Annotated in this window: 27 protein-coding genes; 22 read left to right on the plus strand and 5 right to left on the minus strand. The window is 55.1% G+C overall.

The window, feature by feature from the left end:
- Positions 1-60: 60 nt before the first annotated feature.
- Genes GOX21_RS16025 through GOX21_RS16075 form a run of 11 tightly spaced genes read left to right on the plus strand, consistent with a single transcriptional unit; the run spans position 61 to position 8,759 of the window.
- On the plus strand, positions 61-1,584 hold the full coding sequence (locus tag GOX21_RS16025; RefSeq protein WP_170378458.1) for a sugar ABC transporter ATP-binding protein: 1,524 nt from the start codon (positions 61-63) through the stop codon (positions 1,582-1,584).
- Positions 1,581-2,582 (plus strand): ABC transporter permease, encoded by a 1,002-nt coding sequence (locus GOX21_RS16030; protein ID WP_170378460.1) that lies wholly within the window; start codon positions 1,581-1,583, stop codon positions 2,580-2,582. Before GOX21_RS16025 ends, GOX21_RS16030 begins: the two co-directional genes overlap by 4 nt.
- A gap of 1 nt (position 2,583) precedes the next feature.
- Positions 2,584-3,372, plus strand: coding sequence for an SDR family NAD(P)-dependent oxidoreductase (locus tag GOX21_RS16035; protein WP_170378463.1), 789 nt, complete (start codon positions 2,584-2,586; stop codon positions 3,370-3,372).
- Between the two features lie 22 nt (positions 3,373-3,394).
- Entirely contained in the window at positions 3,395-3,889 is a 495-nt protein-coding gene (locus tag GOX21_RS16040) for a lactoylglutathione lyase family protein (protein WP_170378465.1), read from the plus strand.
- On the plus strand, positions 3,882-4,913 hold the full coding sequence (locus GOX21_RS16045) for a C-terminal binding protein (protein WP_170378467.1): 1,032 nt from the start codon (positions 3,882-3,884) through the stop codon (positions 4,911-4,913). Before GOX21_RS16040 ends, GOX21_RS16045 begins: the two co-directional genes overlap by 8 nt.
- Positions 4,914-4,925: 12 nt before the next feature.
- The gene (locus GOX21_RS16050) at positions 4,926-5,615 is read left to right on the plus strand and encodes an RraA family protein (RefSeq protein WP_170378469.1); all 690 of its coding nucleotides are present in this window, start codon (positions 4,926-4,928) and stop codon (positions 5,613-5,615) included.
- Positions 5,596-6,516, plus strand: coding sequence for a 2-dehydro-3-deoxygalactonokinase (locus GOX21_RS16055; protein ID WP_170378471.1), 921 nt, complete (start codon positions 5,596-5,598; stop codon positions 6,514-6,516). The genes GOX21_RS16050 and GOX21_RS16055 overlap by 20 nt, the downstream gene beginning before the upstream one ends.
- Positions 6,513-7,139 (plus strand): 2-dehydro-3-deoxy-6-phosphogalactonate aldolase, encoded by a 627-nt coding sequence (locus GOX21_RS16060; RefSeq protein WP_170378473.1) that lies wholly within the window; start codon positions 6,513-6,515, stop codon positions 7,137-7,139. Before GOX21_RS16055 ends, GOX21_RS16060 begins: the two co-directional genes overlap by 4 nt.
- On the plus strand, positions 7,136-7,837 hold the full coding sequence (locus GOX21_RS16065) for an SDR family NAD(P)-dependent oxidoreductase (RefSeq protein ID WP_170378475.1): 702 nt from the start codon (positions 7,136-7,138) through the stop codon (positions 7,835-7,837). The genes GOX21_RS16060 and GOX21_RS16065 overlap by 4 nt, the downstream gene beginning before the upstream one ends.
- Positions 7,838-7,846: 9 nt before the next feature.
- A complete protein-coding gene (locus GOX21_RS16070; protein WP_170357704.1) occupies positions 7,847-8,365 on the plus strand; it encodes a 2,4'-dihydroxyacetophenone dioxygenase family protein in 519 nt (172 codons plus the stop codon).
- Positions 8,346-8,759 carry a methylglyoxal synthase gene (locus tag GOX21_RS16075; RefSeq protein WP_170378477.1) on the plus strand — a complete coding sequence of 138 codons (414 nt, stop codon included), beginning with the start codon at positions 8,346-8,348 and terminating at the stop codon, positions 8,757-8,759. Before GOX21_RS16070 ends, GOX21_RS16075 begins: the two co-directional genes overlap by 20 nt.
- A gap of 24 nt (positions 8,760-8,783) precedes the next feature.
- Here the strand turns inward: GOX21_RS16075 and GOX21_RS16080 are convergent, their stop codons facing one another.
- The 4 genes from GOX21_RS16080 to GOX21_RS16095 form a co-directional block, all read right to left on the minus strand.
- On the minus strand, positions 8,784-9,929 hold the full coding sequence (locus tag GOX21_RS16080; protein ID WP_170378479.1) for an alpha-hydroxy acid oxidase: 1,146 nt from the start codon (positions 9,927-9,929) through the stop codon (positions 8,784-8,786).
- 45 nt (positions 9,930-9,974) lie between these two features.
- Entirely contained in the window at positions 9,975-11,258 is a 1,284-nt protein-coding gene (locus GOX21_RS16085) for a TRAP transporter large permease (protein WP_170378481.1), read from the minus strand.
- A gap of 10 nt (positions 11,259-11,268) precedes the next feature.
- Positions 11,269-11,754 (minus strand): TRAP transporter small permease, encoded by a 486-nt coding sequence (locus GOX21_RS16090; protein ID WP_170378483.1) that lies wholly within the window; start codon positions 11,752-11,754, stop codon positions 11,269-11,271.
- Positions 11,755-11,831: 77 nt separating this feature from the next.
- On the minus strand, positions 11,832-12,830 hold the full coding sequence (locus tag GOX21_RS16095) for a TRAP transporter substrate-binding protein (RefSeq protein WP_170378485.1): 999 nt from the start codon (positions 12,828-12,830) through the stop codon (positions 11,832-11,834).
- A 117-nt stretch (positions 12,831-12,947) separates the two neighbouring features.
- Here GOX21_RS16095 and GOX21_RS16100 point away from each other — a divergent pair, with 117 nt between their 5' ends.
- Complete coding sequence (locus GOX21_RS16100; protein ID WP_170378487.1) at positions 12,948-13,619, plus strand: GntR family transcriptional regulator; 672 nt, start codon at positions 12,948-12,950, stop codon at positions 13,617-13,619.
- A gap of 83 nt (positions 13,620-13,702) precedes the next feature.
- Positions 13,703-14,305 carry a hypothetical protein gene (locus GOX21_RS16105; protein WP_170378489.1) on the plus strand — a complete coding sequence of 201 codons (603 nt, stop codon included), beginning with the start codon at positions 13,703-13,705 and terminating at the stop codon, positions 14,303-14,305.
- Positions 14,306-14,443: 138 nt separating this feature from the next.
- Here GOX21_RS16105 and GOX21_RS16110 read toward each other — a convergent pair whose 3' ends face one another.
- The gene (locus GOX21_RS16110; protein ID WP_170378491.1) at positions 14,444-15,097 is read right to left on the minus strand and encodes a GntR family transcriptional regulator; all 654 of its coding nucleotides are present in this window, start codon (positions 15,095-15,097) and stop codon (positions 14,444-14,446) included.
- A gap of 213 nt (positions 15,098-15,310) precedes the next feature.
- Between GOX21_RS16110 and GOX21_RS16115 the strand changes: the two genes are divergently transcribed.
- The 9 genes from GOX21_RS16115 (at position 15,311) to GOX21_RS16155 (ending at position 25,142) form a co-directional block, all read left to right on the plus strand.
- Positions 15,311-16,396 carry a Gfo/Idh/MocA family protein gene (locus GOX21_RS16115; RefSeq protein ID WP_174818923.1) on the plus strand — a complete coding sequence of 362 codons (1,086 nt, stop codon included), beginning with the start codon at positions 15,311-15,313 and terminating at the stop codon, positions 16,394-16,396.
- 88 nt (positions 16,397-16,484) lie between these two features.
- Entirely contained in the window at positions 16,485-17,495 is a 1,011-nt protein-coding gene (gene dctP, locus GOX21_RS16120) for a TRAP transporter substrate-binding protein DctP (RefSeq protein WP_170378495.1), read from the plus strand.
- Positions 17,496-17,525: 30 nt separating this feature from the next.
- Positions 17,526-18,101 carry a TRAP transporter small permease gene (locus tag GOX21_RS16125; RefSeq protein WP_170351611.1) on the plus strand — a complete coding sequence of 192 codons (576 nt, stop codon included), beginning with the start codon at positions 17,526-17,528 and terminating at the stop codon, positions 18,099-18,101.
- Positions 18,098-19,393 (plus strand): TRAP transporter large permease, encoded by a 1,296-nt coding sequence (locus GOX21_RS16130; protein ID WP_058282995.1) that lies wholly within the window; start codon positions 18,098-18,100, stop codon positions 19,391-19,393. The genes GOX21_RS16125 and GOX21_RS16130 overlap by 4 nt, the downstream gene beginning before the upstream one ends.
- Entirely contained in the window at positions 19,393-21,285 is a 1,893-nt protein-coding gene (locus tag GOX21_RS16135; protein WP_170378497.1) for a bifunctional sugar phosphate isomerase/epimerase/4-hydroxyphenylpyruvate dioxygenase family protein, read from the plus strand. The genes GOX21_RS16130 and GOX21_RS16135 overlap by 1 nt, the downstream gene beginning before the upstream one ends.
- Positions 21,282-22,118 carry a citryl-CoA lyase gene (locus GOX21_RS16140; RefSeq protein WP_254428574.1) on the plus strand — a complete coding sequence of 279 codons (837 nt, stop codon included), beginning with the start codon at positions 21,282-21,284 and terminating at the stop codon, positions 22,116-22,118. Before GOX21_RS16135 ends, GOX21_RS16140 begins: the two co-directional genes overlap by 4 nt.
- Positions 22,108-23,295 (plus strand): Gfo/Idh/MocA family protein, encoded by a 1,188-nt coding sequence (locus GOX21_RS16145; RefSeq protein WP_254428575.1) that lies wholly within the window; start codon positions 22,108-22,110, stop codon positions 23,293-23,295. The genes GOX21_RS16140 and GOX21_RS16145 overlap by 11 nt, the downstream gene beginning before the upstream one ends.
- Entirely contained in the window at positions 23,285-23,959 is a 675-nt protein-coding gene (locus GOX21_RS16150) for a hypothetical protein (RefSeq protein WP_170378501.1), read from the plus strand. The genes GOX21_RS16145 and GOX21_RS16150 overlap by 11 nt, the downstream gene beginning before the upstream one ends.
- Positions 23,952-25,142 (plus strand): Gfo/Idh/MocA family protein, encoded by a 1,191-nt coding sequence (locus tag GOX21_RS16155; protein WP_170378503.1) that lies wholly within the window; start codon positions 23,952-23,954, stop codon positions 25,140-25,142. Before GOX21_RS16150 ends, GOX21_RS16155 begins: the two co-directional genes overlap by 8 nt.
- Positions 25,143-25,239: the final 97 nt, after the last annotated feature.

The following is a 25,239-nucleotide window of genomic DNA, read 5'->3' on the forward strand; positions in this document are numbered from 1 at the left end:
GCGTGCGCGTGCTGCCGGGTCGCAACTCAACCGAGTTTCACTTTTGTCGAGGCAATCGCAATGACACCCGCAACGCCACTTTGGGAGTTTGTCGATATCACCAAGGCCTATCCTGGGGTTTTGGCGAATGACAAGGTTTGCATCCGGCTTATGCCCGGTTCCATTCATGGGCTGCTGGGTGAAAATGGCTGTGGCAAGTCGACTATGATCAAGACTCTGTCCGGCGTGCAGCAACCCGATAGCGGTCAAATCCTGCACAATGGCAAGCCGGTCACGATCAGCGACCCGCAGGCGGCACGTGAATTGGGCGTCGCAACAGTTTTTCAGGAATTCTCGATCGTGCCCACCTTGTCGGTTGGCGAAAACATCTTCCTTGGCAATATGCCTCGGTCCCGCTTTGGCGTGATCGATTGGGCCAAGGTCCACAACGAAGCTGCTCGCGTTTTGGCGGAAATGGATGTCGATGTTTCACCCGAGACCATAACCGGCTCGCTATCGGTAGGCGAGCAACAACTGGTCGAGATCGCGAAAGCTGTCGCGATGGACGCCCGCATGATCATCCTGGATGAGCCGACGGCGGCATTGGGTGAAGATGAAATCGAGCGCCTGCACGAGCTACTGCGCAATATGCGCGAGCGCGGCACCGCTATTCTCTATGTGTCGCACAGGCTGGATGAGGTTGAACGGATCGTTGATGAAGTGACGATCTTGCGTAACGGCTGTGTTGTGCGTGCAAGTGGCGAGACCAAGATCAACGTCTCTGAGATTGTCAGCGCAATGGTCGGTGAGGACATTGGTGAGCATTATCCAAAGGAGCAGAACGCGACCAAGGATATTGTGCTAGAGGCGGCGGGTCTGGCCACCAATTCGGGCGTGAGAGATGTATCGTTTTCGTTGCATCGGGGCGAAGTTCTGGGCTTGGGTGGTGTATTGGGCAGTGGCCGCACAGAGATTGCCCGCGCCCTATTCGGGACAGATGAGCTAACCGCCGGGCAGATATCACTGAACGGCAAACCGGTTCGCTTTCGTCGGGAAATTGATGCGATCCGTGCTGGATTGGCCCTTGTTCCGGAGAACCGTAAGTTTGACGGGTTGTTCTTCAATTTCCGCGCAAGCGGGAACGTCACCGCAGCGTCCCTTGGCGGGCTAAGCCGGTTCGGCGTGTTGAATCTTAAGGCGGAAGAGCAAGCCACCCATGACCTGATCCGCGATCTGGAAATCTCGACCCAGGCCGAGGAAAAGACGGTCAACTTCTTGTCTGGTGGTAATCAGCAGAAGATCGTGATTGCACGTTGGCTGTTCTCAGCCTCTGACATCCTGATCCTTGATGAACCGACGCAAGGGATCGATATCGGCGCCAAGATCGCTGTTTATAAGTTGATTAACAGGCTCACGCGGGCGGGAAAATCGATCATTCTAATCAGTTCAGACCATGATGAGTTGCTTGCGATGAGCGACCGGATTGCCGTCGTGCAGCACGGAACGATAGTGCGCACGGTCGATGCATCCGACCTTACGCATGACGATCTTGTTCGCGCGTCCGCCGACACCCCCCAATCCAAGCCTAAGGAGGCTTTCGCATGAAGCGGATCTTTGACACCCAGTTGATCGGGCCATTCGCAGCAATGGTGATTGTCGCACTGATCGTGGCCCTTACGACCGAACGCTTCCTGAACCCGGGCAACCTTTCTAACCTTTCGCTACAGGTAAGCATCGTGGCCTTGATCGCAATCGGGTCTACTATCGTGATCTTCGCTGCGGGCATCGATCTGAGTTCCGGGTCTATGGTGGCTTTGCTGACCATGATCCTTGCGCAAATGTTGAAATTTGTCGGCATTCCACTGGTTCTGGCGCTGCCCCTCATACTCTTCATGGGCGGATTGCTTGGTCTGTTCATTGGGCTGATAACAGCCTACGGGCGTATTCCGTCGTTTATCACTACATTGGCGGCGTTGATTGCCTTCAGGGGCCTTGCCCTGACCTTCAACAATGGGTCTCCGATCTTCTCGCTGGATCCGGCGTTAGAGCCAATCTTCTACGGCAAGCTGTTCGGCGTTCCGATGCCTTTCTTCTACCTCGTATTCTTCTACGTCCTTGCTGCGTTCACCATGAACTTCACGAAACTTGGGCGTGAGATCTATGCCGTGGGTGGTAACCCAGCCGCTGCCGTTCTGACGGGTATCAACGTACGTAAAGTTCAGACGACAACATTTGTCATCGCTGGTTTCATGACTGCGGTTGGTGCGATCCTGATGTCAGCGCGCCTCAACTCTGGTTCGCCCAACTATGGCCAGACGCTGGAACTTCAGGCCATTGCCGCCGCTGTTGTCGGCGGAGCCAGCCTTGCAGGTGGCCGCGGCAACATCCTCGCCACGCTGATGGGGGCGATGACAATCGTTATCGTCCAGAATGGTTTGAACCTAAACGCTGCGCCATCTTCGGTTCAGAATATCGTGCTGGGCCTGATCATTCTGTTGGCCGTCGGCATAGACATGTGGCGCTCGGAGATTTCGGCCTTGATGGGTCGAATGTTCGGCCGCCCTTCATCGCAGCAGTCATCTAACGTTAAGAAGGAGGCCTGAGATGGATCTGGGGCTCAAAAATAAACTGGTCCTGGTGACTGGTTCAGGTTCCGGCATCGGCAAAGCCACTGCCCGGATCTACCTGGAAGAGGGCGCGCGGGTCATCGTGCATGGTCTGACCGCAGCGGAAGTGTCCGACTGCGTCGACGACCTGTCATCTCTGGGCGACGTCGAAGGCATTGCGGCCGACCTAACCAAGACGTCTGATGCGGAAACTCTGGCGGAGTTTGCCCGCGCACGCGGTGCGGTGGATGTTCTTGTGAATAATGTCGGCATCTTTTCGGTTAAGCCGTTCGAGGATCTCACGGATGACGACTGGATGCACTATTTCAACATCAATGTCCTGTCTGCCGTTCGGATGAGCCGAATTTTCCTGCCAGACATGCTTGGCCGGGATAAGGGATCTATCATCAACATGGCCAGCGAAGCGGCAGTGAAACCACTACCTCAGATGGTGCATTATTCTGTCACTAAAACTGCCATGTTAGGTCTGACACGTGGCATGGCAGAATTGACAAAGGGTACAAAAGTCCGGGTTAACTCGATCCTGCCTGGTCCGACCTGGACAGAAGGTGTCGAAGCCTATTTTGACGGCCTCGCCGATCAAAAGGGTGAGCCGCTCGACACCATCGTCGACAATTATTTTAAATCAGATGAGCCCACATCGCTCATACAGCGCTTTGTCCAACCAGACGAAGTCGCCCGCATGATCGTCACGATCTCAGCAAGCACAGCCTCCAATGGTTCTGCGCACCGGATCGAAGGCGGCATCGTTCGCAACATTCTTTAACTTCTAACTGGAGGAGCCCTACATGGCCGCTCTCACTTTCTCTCACATCGGCATCACAGTTCCCGACCTGGAAAAAGCCGTGGAGTTCTATTCCAAGGCATTCGGCCTTTACGTGCTGATGGAACCAACTGAAATCCTGCATGACGAAAGCGCCATCGGTCAGATGTGCGACGATGTGTTTGGGGAAGGTTGGGGAAGCTTCCGTATCGCGCACTTGTCAATGGGCGACGGTGTTGGCATCGAATTGTTTGAGTTCCCAAAGACCGTCGAAGAAGAACGCCCGTTTGAATATTGGCGGCGTGGCTTGTTTCATTTCTGCGTACAGGACGAGGATCTGGAAGGCCGCATCAAGATTATCGAAGACCTGGGCGGGCGCCAGCGCATGAGCCAAGTGCGCAAGTATTACCCAGGTGAAAAGCCCTATCGCATGGTCTATATGGAAGACCCGTTTGGCAACATCTTCGAGCTCTACAGCCACTCGTACGAATTGACCTATTCGGCGGGTGCTTATGACTGATCGCGCCGACTTTCCCCCCAGAACGGACAAACCCAAGGTCGTGATAACCGATTACGACTTTGGTAATGTTGCCGTTGAGACGGAAATCCTGGAAGCCGCAGGAGCCGAGGTGATTGCGCTTCAGGCCAAGCGCCAGGAAGACCTGTTTGATGTCGCGCCGCATTGCGCAGCGATGATGAACCAATATGCCCGGATCGGGAAAGAAACGATTACGCGGATGCGGAACTGCGAAGTCATCGCGCGCTATGGCGTAGGCGTAGATATCGTGGATGTCGGCACGGCAACGGAAAAAGGCATCCTCGTTACCAACGTGCAAAACTATTGCACCGAGGAAGTCGCCGATCACGCGATTGCCCTTTGGCTGACCCTGGCGCGCAAGTTGCCTGACTATGATCGGGCCACTCACGCAGGGGTCTGGCAATGGCAAAGCGGGCAGCCGGTCTACCGGTTGCGCGGGCGGACGATGGGTGTCGTTTCGCTGGGTAAAATCGGGCAAGCCATCGTTGCGCGGGCGCAATCTTTCGGAGTTACGGTCATCGCTTACGACCCGTATTTGCCAAGAGAAGTCGCCGCGAAGATTGGGGTCGAGCTGGTGAGCAAGCCCGAATTGCTAGCAAGGTCCGACTATATCCTGATGCAGGCGCCGATGACGCCGAACACGCATCACTTTTTGTCGGATGCCGAATTCTCGGTCATGAAACCCGGTGCGATACTCGTGAACACTGGACGCGGACCAACGGTCGACAACAAAGCCCTGTTCCGGGCGCTGACCGAAGGCCATTTGGCCGCTGCAGGGCTCGACGACCCCGAAGAAGAGCCGGCAAAGCGCGCCAACTGGACGCCTGATGACAACCCGTTGTTCACACTGCCCAACGTCCTCGTAACACCACATGCCGCCTACTATTCCGAGGAATCGATACACGCAGCGCGGGTTACCGCGGCTACGCAAGTGGCCAAGGTCCTGACAGGACAAAACCCCGACTACACAGTCAATGCCGACGCATTGGCCGTATCTACCGCATAACAGGAGACAAGAATGCCAGACGTCAGCACGGACCTTAGGGTTTTCAATGATTTTGAAAGAAACCCGGAACTTCTCAAAAAATTTGACAAGGTGTTGGAGGCGTACTCTGCTGCTGCCATTTTTGCGGATGTGCAGTACCGAACAGGCGTGATGGACAGCGCCATCAAGCCCGCTTTCCGCGCCAAGGTGACAGGCCAGGCCGTGACGGTCCAGCTTTCAAAAGGTGATCTGGTCGACCCATTGCGAGCGCTTGAAATGGGACAACCCGGGGACGTGATCGTTGTGGACGCGGGTGGTGATCGTCAAACGTCAGTCTGCGGCGGTTTAATGGGTGGCCTGGCCAAGAACCGTGGCATTCGGGGGATGATCGTAGATGGCACTGGGCGTGACACAGATGAGTTGGAAGACATTAACTGGCCAATCTGGACGCGCGCGATCACGCCGCGCGGAACGCACACGATGTTCTCGGAACGTAAAGAAGAACTTTCGATCAATGTGCCAATCGCCTGTGGGGGCGTCGTGGTAAACCCCGGAGATTTCATTGTAGCTGATCTTATGGGCGTCGTCGTGGTTCCACAGGAAATTGCCGAAGAAACCGTGCGCCTTGCTCAAGAGCAAGCTGACCGTGAGGAGGAAACCCGTAAATGGGTGTCCCAAGGCAAAACCGTTGAGGATCTGCTAAATGAATTCGGTCGCATCTGAACCAGCGCTGATCGGCGTAGATTGGGGCACTTCATCGTTTCGTGCATTTCTAATTGGTGCGGAGGGCGACGTGATCGATGGGGTCTCGTCGCCTGAAGGTATCATGCAGGTTGCGGGACAAACCTTTGAGGCGGTCCTTGATCGTCTAATCGGCCCTTGGGTCGCCAAGGCTAACCTGCCGATCCTGGCATCTGGCATGATCACCAGCCGCAATGGTTGGGTAGAAACGCAATATGCTGAAATGCCGCTGGGTGCTGGCGGTCTTGCGCGAGCGTTGGTCCCCCACGAAGCGGCCAACGGAGCGCGTATTCATTTTGTGACAGGTGCTTCGACGGAACATGCCGGAGGACCGGACGTAATGCGCGGCGAGGAGACCCAGATCATCGGGGCATCTTCGTTAGGTTTGAGCGAAGGTATGTTCGTGATGCCGGGAACGCACAGCAAATGGGTTCAGGTTGCCGACGGGAAGATCGTGGATTTCTCGACCTACATGACAGGTGAGATCTTTTCGGCGCTGAAAGAACACACGATCCTTGGCACCTTGATGAAGGAGGACGCCTTCAGCGAAGACGCATTCGTGATGGGCGTCAAGGCGGGCCTCAGTGGTGAGTCGAACCTGCTGCACAGCCTGTTTCATGTTCGGACGCTTCCTCTCATGGGCAAAATCCCGAAGGTTGCTACGGCCGACTACTTGTCGGGCTTGTTGATCGGGACCGAGGTTGCCGCCGCGACCGGCGAAGTAAAAGACGTCGGCAGGATCACTGTTGTTGGACGTAGCGATTTGTCTGACCGATACGAAATAGCGCTTCGAACTGCTGGTTTAGACAGCCGTCGCGCGCCAGATGATATCGTTGCGAAAGGGCATTTTCTGATTGCTCGCGCTGCGGGGTTGGTCGGATGATTGACCTCACCGCAGCTCTTGCTGAGAACCCGCTGATCGCGATTTTGCGGGGGCTGGCACCAGAAAATGCGCGCCCGGTGTCTGATGTACTCTTCGATACCGGGTTTCGGATCATCGAAGTGCCGCTCAACTCACCGGACCCGCTGGAATCGATTACGCAGATCGTTGCGAAACATGGTGCTCAAGCCATCGTCGGCGCTGGCACTGTGTTGACTACGGACCAGGTCGCGGCGGTTGCAGATGCAGGCGGGCGGATCATCGTGTCGCCCAATATGAACCCGGACGTCGGGCGCGCGGCTGTCGCTCGGGATCTTTATTGGTGTCCAGGAGTCATGACCCCCTCCGAGGCCTTTACGGCGTTGGATATCGGAGCATCGGTCCTCAAATTCTTTCCGGCGGAAATGATGCCGCCAGCTGCCATTGCTGCCATGCGCGCCGTATTGCCAGCAGACGCAGTCGTCGCTGCGGTAGGGGGCATCACGCCGGATACGATGGCGTCGTATCGTGCCGCGGGTGTAGATGGATATGGGCTGGGGTCCGCGCTGTTCAAACCGAGCTATACATTGGATGATATCGGAAGGCGCGCGCGCGCCTTCACCAGTGTATTGGAGGAACTTGGATGAAACAGGCCCTTGTAACGGGCGGTACACGAGGGATTGGTGCGGGTGTTGCACGGTCGTTGACAGACGCAGGTTGGTCCGTCATTGCCGCATCCGCCTCCCAATCCGAATTGGATGCATTCGAGCCTCAGGACGGGTTAAAGGTGCAGCTCTTGGATGTCACCGACCAAACGTCCATCAATGATGTATTCGGCGAACTCACGGGTCTCGATGCCTTGGTGAACTGCGCAGGTATTCTTTTGCGTGGCGAAGAATACGACATCGACGTCTTCGCCAAGGTGCTCGATGTGAATCTGACAGGCACCATGCGCTGCTGTCTTGCCGCGCATCCATTGTTGGCTGAAGCGAGTGGGGCCATCGTCAACACCGCCTCTATGCTCAGTACCTTTGGTGGGCCTTTGGTTCCGGCGTATTCCGCTTCTAAGGGCGGCGTGGCACAGTTGACCAAGGCGCTCGCAGGTCGCTGGGCCGAAGACGGTATCCGGGTCAATGCCATCGCGCCGGGTTGGATTGAGACAGAGATGACCCAGGGCCTTCGGGAAGACCCTGAACGAACAGCGGGGATCATGGCGCGTACGCCTATGAAGCGCTGGGGGAAACCCGAAGAAGTCGGTGCGCTTGTGCAATGGCTTTTGAGTGAAAACGCCAGTTTTGTGACCGGATCGATCTATCCAGTCGATGGCGGCTATCTCGCTATGTGAGGAAAATCAATGAATGACCATGACACCGCCCGAATGCCCTATCAGTTGCCATTCCCCAAGGATGCGCAAGACGAGATCGTGATCCCGAATGCCATGAGCGAGGACGATAGACTGTGGGTTCCGCAGGCAGAGAACGTCTGGTTCCGACCGCTCTGCCTGAACCGCTCGCAAGGTTATTGGATGAACCTTCTCAAAGTGCGCAAAGCTGGTGTTCTTTCGCGGCACCGCCATCCCCAGCCCGTCCACGGCTTCGTCCTGAAAGGGCGCTGGCATTATCTGGAACATGACTGGGTTGCAGAAGAAGGGGGATATGTCTTTGAGCCGCCGGGTGAGACTCATACCTTGGTCGTTCCCGACGATGTCGAAGAGATGGTTACCTATTTCCAGGTCAATGGCGTGATGTGCTATGTTGATCCGTGGGGCAAGGTCACTGGCTACGAAGATGTCTTTACCAAGATTGATCTGTGCCGGAAACATTTCGCGGAAGTCGGTCTTGGAGAAGATTACGTTGAACAATTCATCCGGTGATGCGCCGCGTTTCGCGCTTGTAGCGCATGATGCGCGAAAGGACGAAATCGTCGAATGGGTGGGTCTGCAATTGGCCCGCCTGTCCAGAGTACAAATCTTTTCGACAGGGACCACCGGCAGTCGCATTAAGCAAGCCTATCCACAACTGGATGTGACCTGCCTGAAAAGCGGACCACTCGGAGGCGACCAACAGATTGGCGCCATGATCTGCGAAGAGAAACTGGATGCATTGATTTTCTTTGTCGACCCTCTCTCACCCATGCCACATGACGTCGACGTTAAGGCTCTGACCCGTCTCGCAACGGTATATGACCTGCCAATGGCATGTTCGCGCTCAACCGCGGATCTGATCGTCAAGGGGCTGATTGACGAGGATGACAACGCGCCTGCGTGATACGCCGCGCGCCGCAAGCGCCGATCAGCCAGTTCTCAGAAGGTGCTCTGCCAGACTGCCGAGTTTTTCGCTGCCAAGTTGGCTCATGTTGGCCTCAATGTCAGCTTTCAGGATGTGAACGAGATGGTCGATCCCTCGTGCTCCGAACGCTGCAACGGCATATTGAAAGGCGCGTCCGACCATGACGAAATCTGCACCTTTCGCCAGGGCACGCATGATGTCCAATCCCCAGGCAACGCCAGAGTCATAGATCAGTGGCACATCTGTTCCGACCGCCTCGCGGATGTTCGGGAGTTGGTCAATCACGGCGGGCCCGGCTTCGAATTGACGCCCGGAGTGGTTTGAGACCCAGATGCAATCCACACCCTCGGCCACCATTTTTTGTGCATCCTCCGGCCGCAGGACACCCTTGACGATCAGGTGACCCTCCCATTCCTGCCGTAGTTCGCGCAGGTAGTCCCAATCCGGAATCCCACGTATCAGAGCGCCTGCATGGGTAAAGCTTTCTCGCCCGCGTGTGGGAACGTAATCGTCAAAGAACCGCATACGTGGCATGATGCCCTCGCGCAGATGCGCAAGGCACCAGGCGGGTCGTGACGCCATTTCTTTCAGCGTGCGCAGGTCAGCTTTTGGAGGCACGGTCAGGTTGGCGCGGCGTTGTCGTTCGCGCCGGCTCTCTTCTGGTACGTCCACCGTGATGATTAGTGTATGAAATCCCGCTGCCTTTATCCTCGGCAGCATCGCGCGGCGCAAATCGCTGGAGTTCACCGGGTAATGCTGAAACCATCCGTTTTTGCCAATGTAAGGTGCCACATCTTCCGGTGAAGCAACCGCCACGCTGGACAACGAGAACGGAATGTTGTGAGCAACCGCTGCCTTGGCAAGCATCCGCTCAGCTCCCGCCCACATCAGGCCGGACATGCCTACCGGTGCTATCCCGAAAGGCAGGTCGTATTTTTGGCCCATCAATGTAGTCTGCAGGTCGGCCTTTGTTCGGCCGCATAGCACACGCGGCATGAATCCGATGGCATCAAGTGCGTCCCGGTTGACCTTCAACCCCAGCTCCCGGCCGGTGGCGCTGTCGAGGTATTCGAAAGCAAACTTCGGGATGCGCTTCTGTGCGGTTCGCCGAAGGTCTTCTATCGACGGGTGGGATAGGTCCAGATCCATCCGGGTCCTCTGTTCGTTGTCTAACGGTTGAAGCTCCTCAGCCAGTCACCAAAGGGATGGCAAGGCCAAGGAAACTGCGGGCACATAGGTGATGAACATCAACAAGATCAGCATGCCGACAAAGAATGGCAGGATCGCCCGGCTGAGGCTTTCGATGGAAACCTTCGAAATGCTGCTGGCCACGAACAGGTTTACACCCAATGGCGGTGTGCAGAACCCAATGGCCAGATTGACCGTCAAGATGACACCAAAAACGATCGGATCGACCCCCAGTGCGGTTGCAACCGGCAGCAGGATCGGCGTCATGATGATGATCGAAGAAATCGTCTCCATGAACATGCCGATCACCAGCAATAGCAGATTGATCAGCAACAGAATGATGATCGGATTGTCGGATAGGCTGGTGATTGTTGTTGCGAGTTCTGTCGGGATTCTTGCAAGCGTGATCAACCTGCCAAAGGCGGTCGCCATGATCACTAATATCAGAATGGTCCCGCTGGTCTTTGCACTGCCCGCAAAAACCTCTGGCAGGTCCTTGAGGGTGATGTCGCCATACACGAAGATGCCGATGAAAGCGGCATAGACTACGGCCACGGCACCGGCTTCGGTTGGGGTAAAGATGCCGCTATAGATACCCCCAAGAATAATCACGGGCACGAGAAGCGCCCAGATGGAAGACCGGAAACTCTGCCAGACGCCAGGGCCTGAGAACGTGGTTGTCGATTGCTGAACAACCTCGTCCTTTCTCAGCAGAACGCGAGCCACCAACATGAACATGAGGGCAAAGAGGATGCCAGGAACAACACCTGCAAGAAACAGTTTGCCGATCGAAACCTCGGCAGTTACCCCATATATGATGAATGGAATACTTGGCGGTATCATAACGCCGATCATTCCTGAGGATGCCGTCAATGCGCCGCTGAATTTGCGCGTATAGCCGACCTTCTCCATCTCAGGGATCATGTTCGACCCGATGGCGGCTACGGTCGCAGGAGACGAACCGGATATGGCGGCAAAGAACACGCAGGCGAGTACGTTCACATAAGCAAGCCCACCCCGGATATGCCCGATCAGTGCGTTAGCGAACCCAACCAGTCGACGAGACATTCCGCCGTGCTGCATCAGGTCGCCTGCCAATATGAACAGAGGGACGGCAATTAGAGGAAACGAGTCCGCGCCTGTTACCACCGACCGTGCCAGAAGAACTATGGGTGGCGTGCCATCCACAAAGACCATCACGATCATAGTGGCCAAGCCCAGACAGATGCCAATAGGCACGCTGAAGAGCAACAGGGCAAAGAGCGTCAAGAAAAGCGTTGTTGCAAGCATGCCAGGTTCCTCACGCTTTGGTTCCTGCGATCAGACGCAGGGTTCGGATCAGATGTTGAGTGACGCGGATCGCAGACAGGCCCGCGCCAATCGGCGCCGAAGCATAAAGGATCGGAATCGGTAGTCCCAAAACGACCGAAGTCTGGCTGGCGACAAAAGGCTGTCGGATAAGCTTGATGCATTCAATTGTCAGAACGATCAGAAATCCAAGGACAAGAAGCGCGATCACAACATCCGCGTAAAGCCTTGCGCGCTCGCTCAGGACATCACGCAGGACCGTGATACGCACATGATCGCCTGTGTGGAACGCATAGCTGACACCAAGCCAGACGAACCATACAAACAACCAAAGCGTTAGCTCTTCGCCCCATGAAAGAGAGGCATTCAGAATGTAGCGCATGAACACATTGCCAAAGATCAACAAGACAATCGCGGCCAAAAGTGCACTGGCTAAGACCTTTTCGGCATTCAGATCGATCCATTTGATAACCGACACCGTTCACCTCCCCTGAACGAAAGGGGCACCCGAACCTTCATGGCACGGGTGCCCGTATTGGCTGAGTAGTCCGAGGGTCAGCTTCCGCTCGCTGCGGAAACCGCTGCTACCCAGTCGTCATAGGCTTCAGCGCCAACCTCGTCGCGATACTGCAGACGGACGCTTTCGGTTTTGTCGGCAAAGGCCTGCCGCTGCTCTGCAGTCAGTTCCAGAACCTCGACACCAGCAGCACGAATTTGTTCCAGCTGTTCCGCATCTTCGCTTGCGACCAGTTCCGCCTGATAGTCACGTGCGGCGGCCATCGAGTCCCGCACCAGTTGCTGATGCTCTGCGGACAGTGAGTCAAAGAACGGTTTGGAGATGACGGGCATATAGACCGCAAAGACATGGCCCGTAGTCGAAAGGTATTTCTGCACCTCGTAGAAACGCTGTGAGGTAATGATCGCCAGTGGGTTTTCCTGGCCGTCGATCACGCCTTGCTGGAGAGCAGAATAGACCTCACCAAAGTTCATTGGCGTCGGGTTGGCCCCGAGCGTTTCGAATGTCGCCACATGCGCCGGAACCTTCATGGTACGTAGCTTGACACCCTCGAGATCTGCGGGGGTTGCAACCGGACGGACATTGTTGGTCACATTGCGTACACCCAATTCAAGCCAGCCGAGACCGACCAATCCCTGGTTTTCGACCCGTGCAAGCATCCCATCACCAGCATCACCATCAAGAACATCAAAGGCGATGTCCTTGGAGGAATACATGTAGGGCAGTTCAATTACTGCAAAAGCCGGATCCCAGCCCGCGAAGAAAGAGGAAGGAGGAATGGCCATTTCCAGAACGCCGGTTTGAACACCTTCGATCATCTCGCGATCAGGGCCCATCTGCGACGAAGGGAATATCTGTACGTCGATCTCACCATTCGAGCCAGTTTCGACCAGTTCTTCAAATTTCAGTAGCGCGCGATGCATATGAAACGCTTCTGCTGCGCCATGCCCAACCTTAATGACTGTTTCAGCGGATGCTGCAAAAGCAAGTCCGGCTGACATGACGACGCCAAACGCCAATGTTGATTTCTTGAACAAGGTATCCTCCCACGGATTTAGTTATTTTCGATCTATTATCTGAGATATCAGATATAATATAGAAATCAAGCTTACATGTGCTATTGTGTTGGAGAGACGAAATAGGACGAAGTGAAAATGACTGAGATTTTGCAGATTAAGCGCCCGGATTCGTTGAGTAAAACTGCTGAAGAGCATATACGAAAAAGCATTATCAATGGCACGTTTCAATTGGGTGAATCGTTGCCGGAAGTGAAGCTGTCAAATGCCATGGGCATCAGTAAAACTCCGATTCGCGAAGCGCTATCGGCATTGAATCTTCAGGGGCTCGTTCAGATCTTTCCTCATCGAGGAGCGTTTGTATTCTCTCTTTCTCAAGAGGACGTGGTGCAGCTTTGCCAGTATCGGCTCATCCTAGAATCTGCAGCTTTGGAGCAGGCGCTTGAAAAGAACCCGTCGGTTCTGATCAATGAGCTGGCTACAATTGTTTCTAAGATGTCAGAAGCGCAGGAAGCGGATGAATTCGAGCAGTACTTGGAACTTGACGCCGAGTTTCACGACGCGTTTTTCAGGTCCTGCGGAAACAGTTACCTGCGGGATGGATATCAAAAAGTCAGTGATATCGTCCAAACTATGCGGACACATTTGTCCAAGCGTTCCAATCGAACGAAGAAATCTTACAAGGAACATCAAGCGATCACATCGCTATTGGACGAGGGTAAAGTAAAAGCAGCAACGAACACCCTCAAACGTCAAATCACTCGCGGTGAGCGTTCTTATTCCGATTTGGTTGGTGTCAATCAAACATAGGAGGCTCAGTTACAGAAGTAGCACTGAAGACTAGTGGCAGCATTATGACCATTCTGATTTGATGGAAAGCCTTTGAGTCGCAAATGGCAAAGTTTGGGCGCTTCAGAAAACCAAGTTTTCATAAAATCAATTACTTAGATGTCGCCGAATGGCAAAACTATGTGTCGCCCGACATTCCTTGTAAGGCGACACATAGTTCTGCCACCAGCGACAGAACCTTGCCATTTTCGCCTCACTTCCTTCATCCAGCACCTAGACCGATTTCAATGATCCTGATTTCCCTTTTTGGGAAAATCAGGGCTGATTTGCAGATCAGACGCCGAAGGCGCCTGTTCCTGCTGATCTGCCACGTGGCGAATGCGGATGGGGGCGAGGCAATGCTATTCGACAATAGTGGTGCGGCCCGCAACCTAGTTTCGTGTCACTGCGTATCTTGGTTGGTCATTTTTTCTTTGTCTTCGACAGAAACAACCGTTTTCATGTTACTTCTGAGGGTGGATATTGGCGCAGTTGCAGCGAATTTACACTTTGTCCGCGAAGCAGCCTTTGGTACTCGTTCCATTGAATGGCCACTACTCAATCAGAGATCGCTTCACATAAAACCGCTTCAAGGATGTTCGCGGTTTGTTATGGTGGTGCAAAGCAACCCTTGGTTGCGGAAGCTTAGCGTTCTCATCCTTGTTTAAACGGCTGCCTGATGAAGCGGGTTCGGATGTTGAATCATAAACTTACGGAATTCGTCTGGTAAGCACAGTAATTAAACTTGCCTTTCAGGTCCCGTGCCGCTGATTCAGGTGATGGAGATAGGCGGCAACAACAGCGAGCTACATAGCCTCCAGCGTATGTGAAAGACCGTTTCGGATGTGATCTACCAACAGCTTCTTAGCGGTGCCCGCGTCTCTGGCCAATGCGGCATCGAACATGCCCTTATGCTCCTTGACGGCCTCTTCGCCGCGATAGGTCAGCACGAGCATCTGATACCGCAAATACTTGTCGTAGATGATCGAGTGCAGAGACAGAAGGTTCTTGGAGTTGCAGGCCGCGATCATCGCTTGGTGAAACTCCCAATCATATCGTTTCCAGGTTTCTTTCTCGGACTCGTCGCCCTTGAGAAGCTGCTGTTCCATCAGGTGCAGTTTGTGGTGCGCGGCAACGAGGTTGCCTTCCCAGTCCGTGTCGCCATTCGCAATGGACAACTCCAACGCGTGGCATTCCAGCAGGACACGCAACTCTGATATCTCGGTCAGGTCTTCGCGAGAGACCGGCGTAACCAGGAACCCCCGTTGTTCCGGGGCTTCGACAAACCCGTCGCTGGCAAGTCTGTTCAGGGTTTCACGAAGTGTCGAAAGGCTTGCCGAATACCGGTCTTTTAAGGCGTCCAGTTTCAGTTTGGAGCCAGGCTGCAACTCTCCAAAGATAATATCCCGCTTTATGCGCTGATAGGTGCTTGCACCTATCGTAGACGGCTGTTTCGCCATGCGTTTCACCCGATATTTTTAGATTCCTCCTTCAAATACCACTTTACAGAGTTATCAGCAATCCAATGTGATGTATGGTAGAAATAAAAATATCATACATTATTGTGGAATCGCAAAAACCCCAATACGGTCGAGTTCAAGTTGGGCAAAGCAGCTCAGTCATAAACATTGGTTTCGGAGTTTCCGAACCCTCTGGAAGGAAGCAAAGTGTCAATGAACTTTCGCATTGCCATTGTCGGCATTGGCCTTGTTGGACGCCGCCACGCAGACGCGATCCGCGCGTTGCGTCATGTCGATCTTGTTGCGGTTGTTGATCCCAGTGACGAAGGGCGCACCTACGCTGCGGAGCATGGCGTTGCGTGTTACGAGACCCTCGAGGATATGTTTGCAAATCAGACGCCGGACGGAGCTGTGCTCGCGACGCCCACGACGCTTCATGTCGAACAAGGGCTCACATGTGTTCGGCATGGTTGTCCCGTACTCGTCGAAAAACCGATCGCCGTGGAAGCCTCCGCTGCACTGGAGCTTGTCCAAGAAGCGGAGAAGACTAATGTGCCACTGATGGTCGGACATCATCGTCGGCACAATCCTCTGATCAAGTCAGCGAAGGAAGCCATTGTCGACGGGAAGATTGGAAATGTGCGCGCTGTCCATGCGAATTGCTGGTTTTACAAGCCCGATGAATATTTTGACGCCGCACCCTGGCGTAAGGAACCCGGTGCGGGGCCCATCTCGGTCAATCTTGTCCATGATGTCGATCTTCTGCGGTACCTGGCCGGAGAGGTCGTGACCGTACAGGCGCAGTCGGCTACCTCGCAACGCGGCTATGACAACGAAGATGTCGCCGGAGCGCTATTGACGTTTGAAAGCGGAGCGATTGGGACCATTAGCGTATCCGACAGCATTGTTGCTCCGTGGAGCTGGGAGATGACGTCTCAGGAATATCCAATCTATCCGTCGACCACTGAGAGTAGCTACATGATCGGTGGCTCTCATGGGTCGTTGTCTGTCCCCGATCTAAGACTGTGGACCTACCAGGGTGAGGAAAGGGATTGGTGGACGCCAATCTCATCCACCGCGCTGAAGAAGGGTGCGTCTGACCCTCTGGTCAATCAGCTTAGGCACTTTGTTGGAGTAGCTCGGCACGAAGCAGAGCCGATTGTGTCTGGTTGGGAAGGTTTCAGGACGCTTCAAGTTATTGAAGCTATTCAGAATTCTTGCAGGACTGGCGAGACTGTCAGGATAAGAAACCTTCAGGAAATGCAACAACAGAAATTGCAGGTAATGAAAAATATCTGATATTTTGCAAAAAATCTTGCAAAAAGTCCAAAATAGGTCAAAACTCAGAATCGGAAAAATGCATCATGATGTCTCAGGGAGGAGCAAAGTGATTACCAAACTTACCCGCCGGGCTGCTGTGTCAGCCCTGGTTGCAACCGGTGTTCTGTTTAGCGCAACAAGTGGTGCGCTGGCGGAAGACAAAGTGCAACTTCGCCTCGCAACATCAGGATCGGAGACCGACCAACGCTCGGTCGCTATGGCAGAAGTTTTCGCGCCAATGGTCGCCGATTTCGCAAGTTATGAGCCCAGCTATAATGGTACCATCTTCGCTCAGGGCACTGAGTTGGATGCTATCAGTCGCGGTAACCTGGAAATGTCGATCACTTCGGCGCAGGAACTGGCCCAGTTCTTCCCCGAGTTTTCGATCTTTACCGCAGGCTATGTCCACCAGGACGCCGCGCATCAGGTGGCTGTCTTCAACGATCCCTTGATGGATGCCTTCAAGCAGAAGGCCGAAGAAGAACTGGGCGTTAAACTGCTGTCGGTCATGTATCTGGGCCGTCGTCAGGTGAACCTGCGTCAACCCAAGGATGAGTTGACGGTCACAACTCCGGCCGATCTGGACGGCGTGAACCTGCGGATGCCGGGCACCGATGCGTGGCAGTTCCTTGGCAAAGCGCTGGGTGCCGCACCGACACCAATGGCCTTCTCCGAGGTTTATACCGCGCTGTCGACCGGTGCCGTTGATGGTCAGGACAACCCATTGCCGACTGTGGTTGATGCCAAGTTCTACGAAGTGACCAATCAGATCGTCCTGACATCGCATCTGGTCGACCTGAATTATATCGCCATCGGCAAAGAGGTTTGGGACGGGCTGACACCGGAACAGCAAGCAAAGGTTCAGGAGGCTGCAGACGCAGCGGCTGAAGCTGGTCGCCAGAAGCAGCTTCAGAAAGAAGAGGACCTTGTCAGCTTCCTGAAAGAGCAGGGCATGGAGGTCTATGAACCCGACCTCGCGGCGTTCCGCGATCAGGTACAGACCATGTATCTGGAAAGCGAGTTCGCCGGATCATGGCCGGACGGTGTTCTGGAGCAGATCAACGCTCTGGGCAACTAAGTTCATCTACACAAGGGAGGGAGAACCACAATGAAAGGCTTCATAAAGGGGTTCTCCCGATTGACCGAAGCGATTGCCGGCGGGATGCTGGCGGCAATCTTCCTGATCTTCCTTCTGCAAATTCTATTGCGCTATTTCTTCACCCCTGCCGGATGGACGCTAGAACTGATCGGCATCCTCTGGGTCTGGGTGATCTTTTTCAGCTGCGCTTTCATCGTGCGCGAGCGGGATCACGTAAAGTTCGACATCATCTACCTTTCGGTACCGATGCGGGTGCGCCAGGTATTTGCGATGCTGGCGGCCGCGGCAATCGTGGTCGGGATGCTCTATAGTTTCCTACCGACTTGGGACTACATCGACTGGATGAAAATCCGCAAAACCGCGACGGTACGTAATCCCTTTTCGGGTGAGAAGATACCGCTGCGCACCGTGTTCTCGATCTATGCCGTGTTCATGCTGGTCGTAGCCGCGCGGTATGCATGGCTGTTTTTTGACATCATGCGCAACGGCCCACCAAAAACCGAACTTGAAATGGTCGTGGGATACAACGTGGTCGACGAACATCCCCGTGTTGATGTGGAAGACGACGAGGACGCAAGCAAATGAGTTTCGAACTTCTTTCCTGCCTGCTCACACTCTTTGTTCTGGCAGGCATCGGGACCCCTATTGGCTACTCCATCCTTTTGGCGTCACTGATGTATCTGGGTGTTGCTGGTCTGGACGTCGCACTGGCGGGTGAGAAAATTCTGCAAGGCTTCTATAAAAGTACGATCCTGCTTGCCGTGCCTTTGTTCATCGTCGCCGCGAATATCATGAATGCTGGGTCGATCACCGATCGCCTGCTTAACTTTTGCGTCGCGGCGGTCGGGCGTTTCAAGGGCGGCCTCGGGCATGTCAACGTTGTGGCGTCTCTGATCTTTTCCGGCATGTCCGGCTCAGCCGTCGCGGATGCTGCAGGGATCGGCAAGATAATCATTGAAATGATGACCAAGGATGGCCGCTACAGCCGAGGCTATGCTGCTGCAATTACTGCGGCATCGGCAACAATCGGCCCGATCATTCCGCCTTCGATCCCAATGGTTCTGTATGCGCTGGTCTCAAAGGCGTCTATCGGGTCGCTGTTCCTTGCGGGCATTCTGCCGGGCCTGATTATGGGCATAGTCCTGATGGCGATGAACTACTATCTGGCCGGAAAGCGGAATTTTGCGTTGGAAGAACCTGTTCCGCTGCGCGAGTTGCCGGCTAAAACCGCCAACGCGTTCCCGGCACTGCTGATGCCTGCAATTCTGCTGTACGGCATATATGGCGGCGTCACTACTCCGACAGAGGCCGCCGCAGTTGCTGCATTCTACGCCCTGCTTCTGGCAGCGTTGTTCTACCGCGCACTGACCTTCCGTGGCCTTTATCAAGTGTTCGTCGACAGCGCACGCTCTTCCGCCGCCGTCGGGGTGGTCATTGGTGGCGCGTTCATTCTGAACTTCATCGTCATTCAGGAACAGATTCCACAGTCGATCTCGGCACTGCTGGAGGGTTCAGATGTTAGTCCGATTGTTTTCCTGATCCTAGTTAACCTGCTTATCCTCGCGCTGGGTTGCGTGTTGGACGCGACAACGATCATTCTTGTGATCGTGCCCCTGTTCATTCCAACCTGCGAAGCGCTTGGGATTGATCTGGTGCATTTCGGAGTGCTGGTCGTCGTGAACTCGATGATCGGTCTGATCACGCCGCCCTATGGCATTCTACTGTTTGTGATCAACGCCGTGACAGACATTCCTCTGCGCGAAATCATCTCGGAAATCTGGGCCTTCCTCGCGGTTCTCATCTTCGCCTTGGTGATCATGATGCTGATGCCTGATCTGGTCCTGTGGTTGCCGCGTATGTTTGGATATCAGGGATAATGTGCCTTTCGGTTTCGACAACGTCGATCCCCGGTGATCTGGCTGAAAAGCTGAGTGCTATCGCTGACGCGGGATTCGGGGGTGTCGAACTACACGAACCGGATTTGACCGCTTTTGATGGGCCGCCATCTCAAATCCGGAATATTGCATCAGACCTCGGCCTGAAGATTTGCCTGCTACAACCCTTCCATAACCTCGAAGGTCAATCCGGCAGCGGTCGGCAGCGCGCTTTTGATCGGCTAAAGCGCAAACTCGACCTGATGAGCGAGTTGGGAACAGAATTACTGCTAATCGGGTCTGCTTACGAGGTCGATGCCGCTGCAACCGAAGAACAGGTAATCGCGGACCTTGGCGAGGCGGCCAAGATCGCGAAAGAGATGGGGTTGTGTCTGGCCTATATGGGCTTGCCATGGTCGAATCTTGTTCACTCGGATGAGCAGGCGTTAGGCGTCGTTGAAGCCATCGACAGCCCTCATTTGGGGTTGGCCTTGAACTCATTCTTCTCGCTTGCCGACGGGTCCAAACCCGCCCGCCTTCGGGACATTCCCGGAGAGCGGCTGTTCCATGTGCAACTGTCAGATGCACCCCGGCTTGAGATGGATATACGTCGGCTCAAACGGCACTTTGGGCTTCTGCCGGGGCTCGGATCGCTGAACCTTGCAGGTTTCGTGCGGGTGTTGTCCCGCGCCGGGTACAAGGGGCCTTGGTCCATTGCGCGCGTCAACGAAGCAGCTCCTCAACCCGGTGGCCGAACACTGGCCCGAGACAGCTATAGGTCGCTGGTGAACCTCTTGGACGAGGTGTCGCGGACCGAGCCCGGAACGAACTTTGGTATCCCGAAGTTGCCTGAACGCGTTTACGCCTCAGGCTTCGAATTCGTTGAGTTTACAGCCGACGAAACGAGTGGGACCCAATTGGCAGACATGCTGTCAGCAATGTGTTTTCGAATGGAGCGAAAGCACGTCAGCAAGTCCGTCGAGCTGTGGCGGCAGGGGGCTATCAACATCGTAGTAAATACCGAAAAGGACGGTTTTGCCCAGTCGGCGTTCCTGGGCCACGGCCCCTCGGTTTGTGACATGGGGTTGCGTGTCAAAGATGCGGATCAGACGGTCCAGCGTGCGACCGCGTTGGGCGCTCCGAATTTCTCGCAGCCGGTGGGAACAGGAGAGCTGGATATTCCGGCCATCCGTGGTGTCGGCGGCAATGTCGTCCATTTCATTGATGAGAAATCCGATCTGCATCGGGTTTGGGATATCGAATTTGAGCCGGTAGCGAAAACCAAAGCGACCCAGCCCGCCGGTTTGCGCCGTATCGACCATCTGGCACAGACGATGAGCCACGATGAAATGCAAAGCTGGCTACTGTATTACATCTCGACTTTTGAGATGGAGAAGTCGCCTATCGTGAATGTGGCCGACCCGTCCGGCGTCGTGCGAAGCCAGGCCATCGAAAGCCCCGAAGGCGAAGTGCGCCTGAACCTGAACGGGGCAGTTGGTCGCCGAACTCTGGCGGCTTCGTTCCTTGAAGATGGCTTTGGGGCCGGTGTTCAGCACATCGCCTTCCAGTCTGACGATATATTTGAAACTTCAGACCAATTGCTCAACTCCGGCTTTCCCAGCCTGTCCATCCCAGAAAACTACTACGCTGATCTGCAAGCGACTTTCGGATTGGATGACGATTTGATCGCCCAACTGCGCCGAGGCAACATTCTCTACGATCGGGCAGCAGGTGCCGAGTATTTTCAGATATACAGCCGCCCCATCTTTAACGGCTTCTTCTTCGAAATTGTTGAACGCCGCATGGGCTATGCCGGTTATGGCGCACGTAACGCACCCATTCGCCTCGCCGCGCAAAGCAAAATCCAGACCGCGAAAGAGGTGCAAACTCAATGACCGTGCTGGATGAAAACATGACAATGGATGAGCGCGCCGTTCGCCAATGGTGGCGCACATCCATCGTCGACATGAAACCCGGAAAGATCGCTTTTCGTGGCAATGCCATAGAGGACCTGATCGGGAACGTATCTTTCCCGCAAATGATCTGGCTGATGGTACGGGGCGGTTTGCCCGGCGACGCGCAAGCGCGCCTGTTCGAGGCCGCTTTGGTCGCAGGCGTGGATCACGGTCCACAGGCTCCCTCGATCGCGGCTGCGCGTATGGCCGCCACCTGCGGGGTGGGTCTCAATAATGCGATGGCGACTGCGGTGAACATGCTGGGCGACGTGCATGGTGGGGCAGGAGAGCAGTGCGCAGAGCTGTACTATGATATCGCGGCCCGCATGGATGCGGGAGCTTCACTGAATGACGCTGTTCGGGATGGCTTGGACAGTTGGCGCGAGACCTACGGCAAGATCGTTTCGGGCTTTGGTCACAGGTTCCACAAGCCCACCGACCCACGTGCACCCCGGCTTATGCAACTAGTTCGAAATGCGGCAAAGGAAGGCACAGTTTCAGGCCGGTTTGCCGACATTGGCGAAGAGGTTCAGGCCGAACTTGCCCGTCAACGCGGAGGTCGACCGATTGCCATGAATATTGATGGCGCGACAGCTGTGATCTTCTGTGAGCTTGGCTTTCCTGCGCCCTTGTCGCGAGGGCTGTTCTGCCTGTCCCGCTCGGTCGGAATACTCGCCCACGCTTGGGAGCAGATGGGGCAGGGCGGTCGGAACAAAGGACCGATGCCCCCGAATTACTTACCCCTCTACGAAGACAGGAATGATGACACGTGAGACATCGAAATCCTTCCGGGTCGGCCTTATCGGCTGTGGTCGTATCAGCGATATCTATCTAAAAACACTATCCAAATATTCGAGCGTCGAGGTCGTAGCTTGTGCAAGCCTTGATCCTTTGGAAAGTAGCGCCAAAGCGGATCAATACGGTGTCGCCAAGGCCTGCACGCCAGATAAAGTGTTTGACGATCCGACGATCGACTGCGTTCTGAATCTGACAATTCCGGCGGCGCATGCGGATATCAGTTTACGCGCGTTGGAGGCGGGCAAACACGTCTATTCCGAGAAGCCACTGGTTATGAATCGAACGGATGGTAAGGCGATCCTGCACATGGCCTCTGAAAAGGGGTTACTGGTCGGCTGCGCACCCGACACGTTTCTGGGCGGTCGCTGGCAGACCGTTCGGCGCTTGATCGGCGAGGGTGCTATTGGCAAACCGACAGGGGTTTTTGCCCATGTCGGGACCCACGGGACGGAGCGCCACCATCCCAACCCGGATTTCTACTACCAGGCCGGTGGCGGGCCCTTGCTGGACCTTGGCCCATACTACCTGACCGCGATGATCTGCTGTCTTGGACCAATTGACCGGGTCGCTGGAATGGCACGGCGGACCTTTGAGCAGCGTATGATCGAAAACGGCCCGCGCAACGGCGAATGGATGGATGTCGAGGTCGACACGCACTCCCTGAGCCTGATGCAGTTCTCATCCGGAGCTATAGGGTCGATGACCATGAGCTTCGACATTTGGGACAGCGAAACCCCACGGTTCGAAATCTATGGTGAAAACGGAACCATCAGCATCCCTGACCCTGACCCGGTTCACGGAGCCAACATTTTTCAGGGGGATGTCTGGCTGAAAACGCGGGACACCTCGCGCTGGTCTCATCAGCCTCGTCCAACTGGTCGCGAAGACTGGCAGGTGGTCGAAAACAAACATGCGTTCAATGAAGACAGCCGCGGGCTCGGCCTTTTGGATCTGGCCCTGGCGGCACGAGAAGGACGCCAACCCCGTGCAAGTGGAGCGCTTGCCTACCATGTTTTCGAGGTCATGAACGCGATTGAACGAGCACCAAAATTTGGCGCCTACCAGACGATAGAAAGCCGTTGCGCGGCACCTGCGCCTCTGCCGGTCGATTTCCTGAACGATGAGAGGAAGGAGTTGGCCCATGCCGATTGAAACACTCGACTTTGCCCAGCCATTCTTTTGCGTCCAGCACATCACCGATGAAGACAGAATATCTATCGAGGGCCGCGCCATTGTTCTGAACCTTGGGGGGAGGGACTTCTCGGTCGAGGATCAGATCGTTGCGCCACTTTCGTCTGTGATCGTACAGAACAGCACCATCCAAAACGTGGAACGCGCGGTAATCGTCCACGGTTTCGACGCCCATGCCGATGACAACGAGTTGTTTGCATGGGTGAAAGATACATGGCCATCTGCTTTTGTTGTTCGCCAAGAGGAGCGTCTGCGTGGTGTCAGCCACTACATGTCGCCAAAGGTCTTCGTGGGTAACGTTGGACTGACCATGTACCACTCAGGCTCGGTGCCGCTGAATGTTGGATTGCACAAGGATCATCCGTTCTGCCCGGTACCGGGGTTTCGCGAAGTGCATACGCAAATCGTAGGCCTTGGCAAAATGCAGCAATGCCGCGAACAGGACGTTGAAACCCTTTACCTCGAAGAATTCATGGCCCCCGGCACGACGCACAAGCCGATGTATGACGCTGAAGGCAACTATCCCTGGCATCAATACGAGACCATTACGCCCAGCATCTTCATGGCGGTGGAAATGCTGCCAGAAGGCGTACGGGCCCCGGAAATGGAGGTTCAGAATGGCTGAGAGACTATTACCCGAAGACCTGAACTTTGATGGCCCTTTCCCCCGCTTTTCTCGCCGTTTGAGGCTGGGCGTCGTCGGCGGTGGACGTATCTCTGTCACGCAGGCAACGGCCGCGCGGATGACTGACCGGTGGGAGGTCGTCGCAGGCGCGCTCAGTTCAGATGCCGCTCGCAGCAAGGCGCGCGGGGTCGAGTGGTTCTTGCCGACCGATCGGTGCTACGCTTCGTTCGAGGAGATGGCACAGGCCGAGGCGGCGCGCCCGGATGGCGTAGATGCCGTCATGATCACTACCCCGAACCACGTTCATTTCGAAGCGGCCAAAGCGTTTCTGGAGGCGGGCATTGACGTGCTGTGCGACAAGCCTTTGACCAATGAAGTCGCCGAGGCCGAGGGGCTTGAGAAGATGACCGCACGAACGGGGCAGGTCTTTGCCGTCGGTTATGCGATGTCGTGTTTTCCAGTGATCCGGCAGGCCAAACAAATCGTGGCCGAAGGCGGCATCGGCAAAATCAACCAAATCCATGTTGAGTTCATGCAAGACTGGATGACGCCCGAAGATGTGGCTGATGCGCCTCATGTAAAGTGGCGGCTGGACCCAAAGATTTCTGGCCCGACCAGTTGTGTTGGCGATATCGGTACTCATGCCGCGCATCTTGCCAGTTTTGTCTCGGGCGTGCCGATGACCGACGTGAGGGCCGAGTTTCATGTCTGCGGTGCGCCAAAGCCTTTGGAAGACACAGTTTTCATGTTCACGCGTTACCAAAATGAAGTCCCCGGAACCTTGATGGCAACACGCCTTGCCCCCGGAAATCGGGGTGGGTTGCGGTTGCGGATATTCGGGAGCGAAGGCGGTCTTGAGTGGGGCTTGGAGAATTCGGAACAGCTGAAGTTCAATCGGTTCGGTGAGCCGGATCGTATCATCAGCCGAGGTCACGGGCACGGCATTGGCCCCGGCGCGGAACGTCTGGTCCGTACCGCGCGCGGCTTCCCTGAAGGGATTATCGAAGCTTGGGCCAACCTCTACACGGAATTTGCCATGGCCGTAGCTGCGCGTCGGGATGGCGTTACAGTTCCGGCCGATTGGCTTGCTTATCCCAGTGTCGTACAAGGCGCAGGCGGTGTCCGATTCATTGATGCCTCTGTACGCTCTCACCAGTCCGGAGGCGACTGGGTCACTATCTAAAGCTTTGCCAAAACGAAGGTTAAACACGCCCGGGCCATTGCCCGGGCGTTTTCATTTCCTGCTCAGTATTAAAAGTTGATATTTTAAAAAATATCAG

The sequence above is a fragment of the Ruegeria atlantica genome, from assembly GCF_013032005.1.
GTDB classification, from domain to species: Bacteria; Pseudomonadota; Alphaproteobacteria; order Rhodobacterales; family Rhodobacteraceae; genus Ruegeria; species Ruegeria atlantica_A.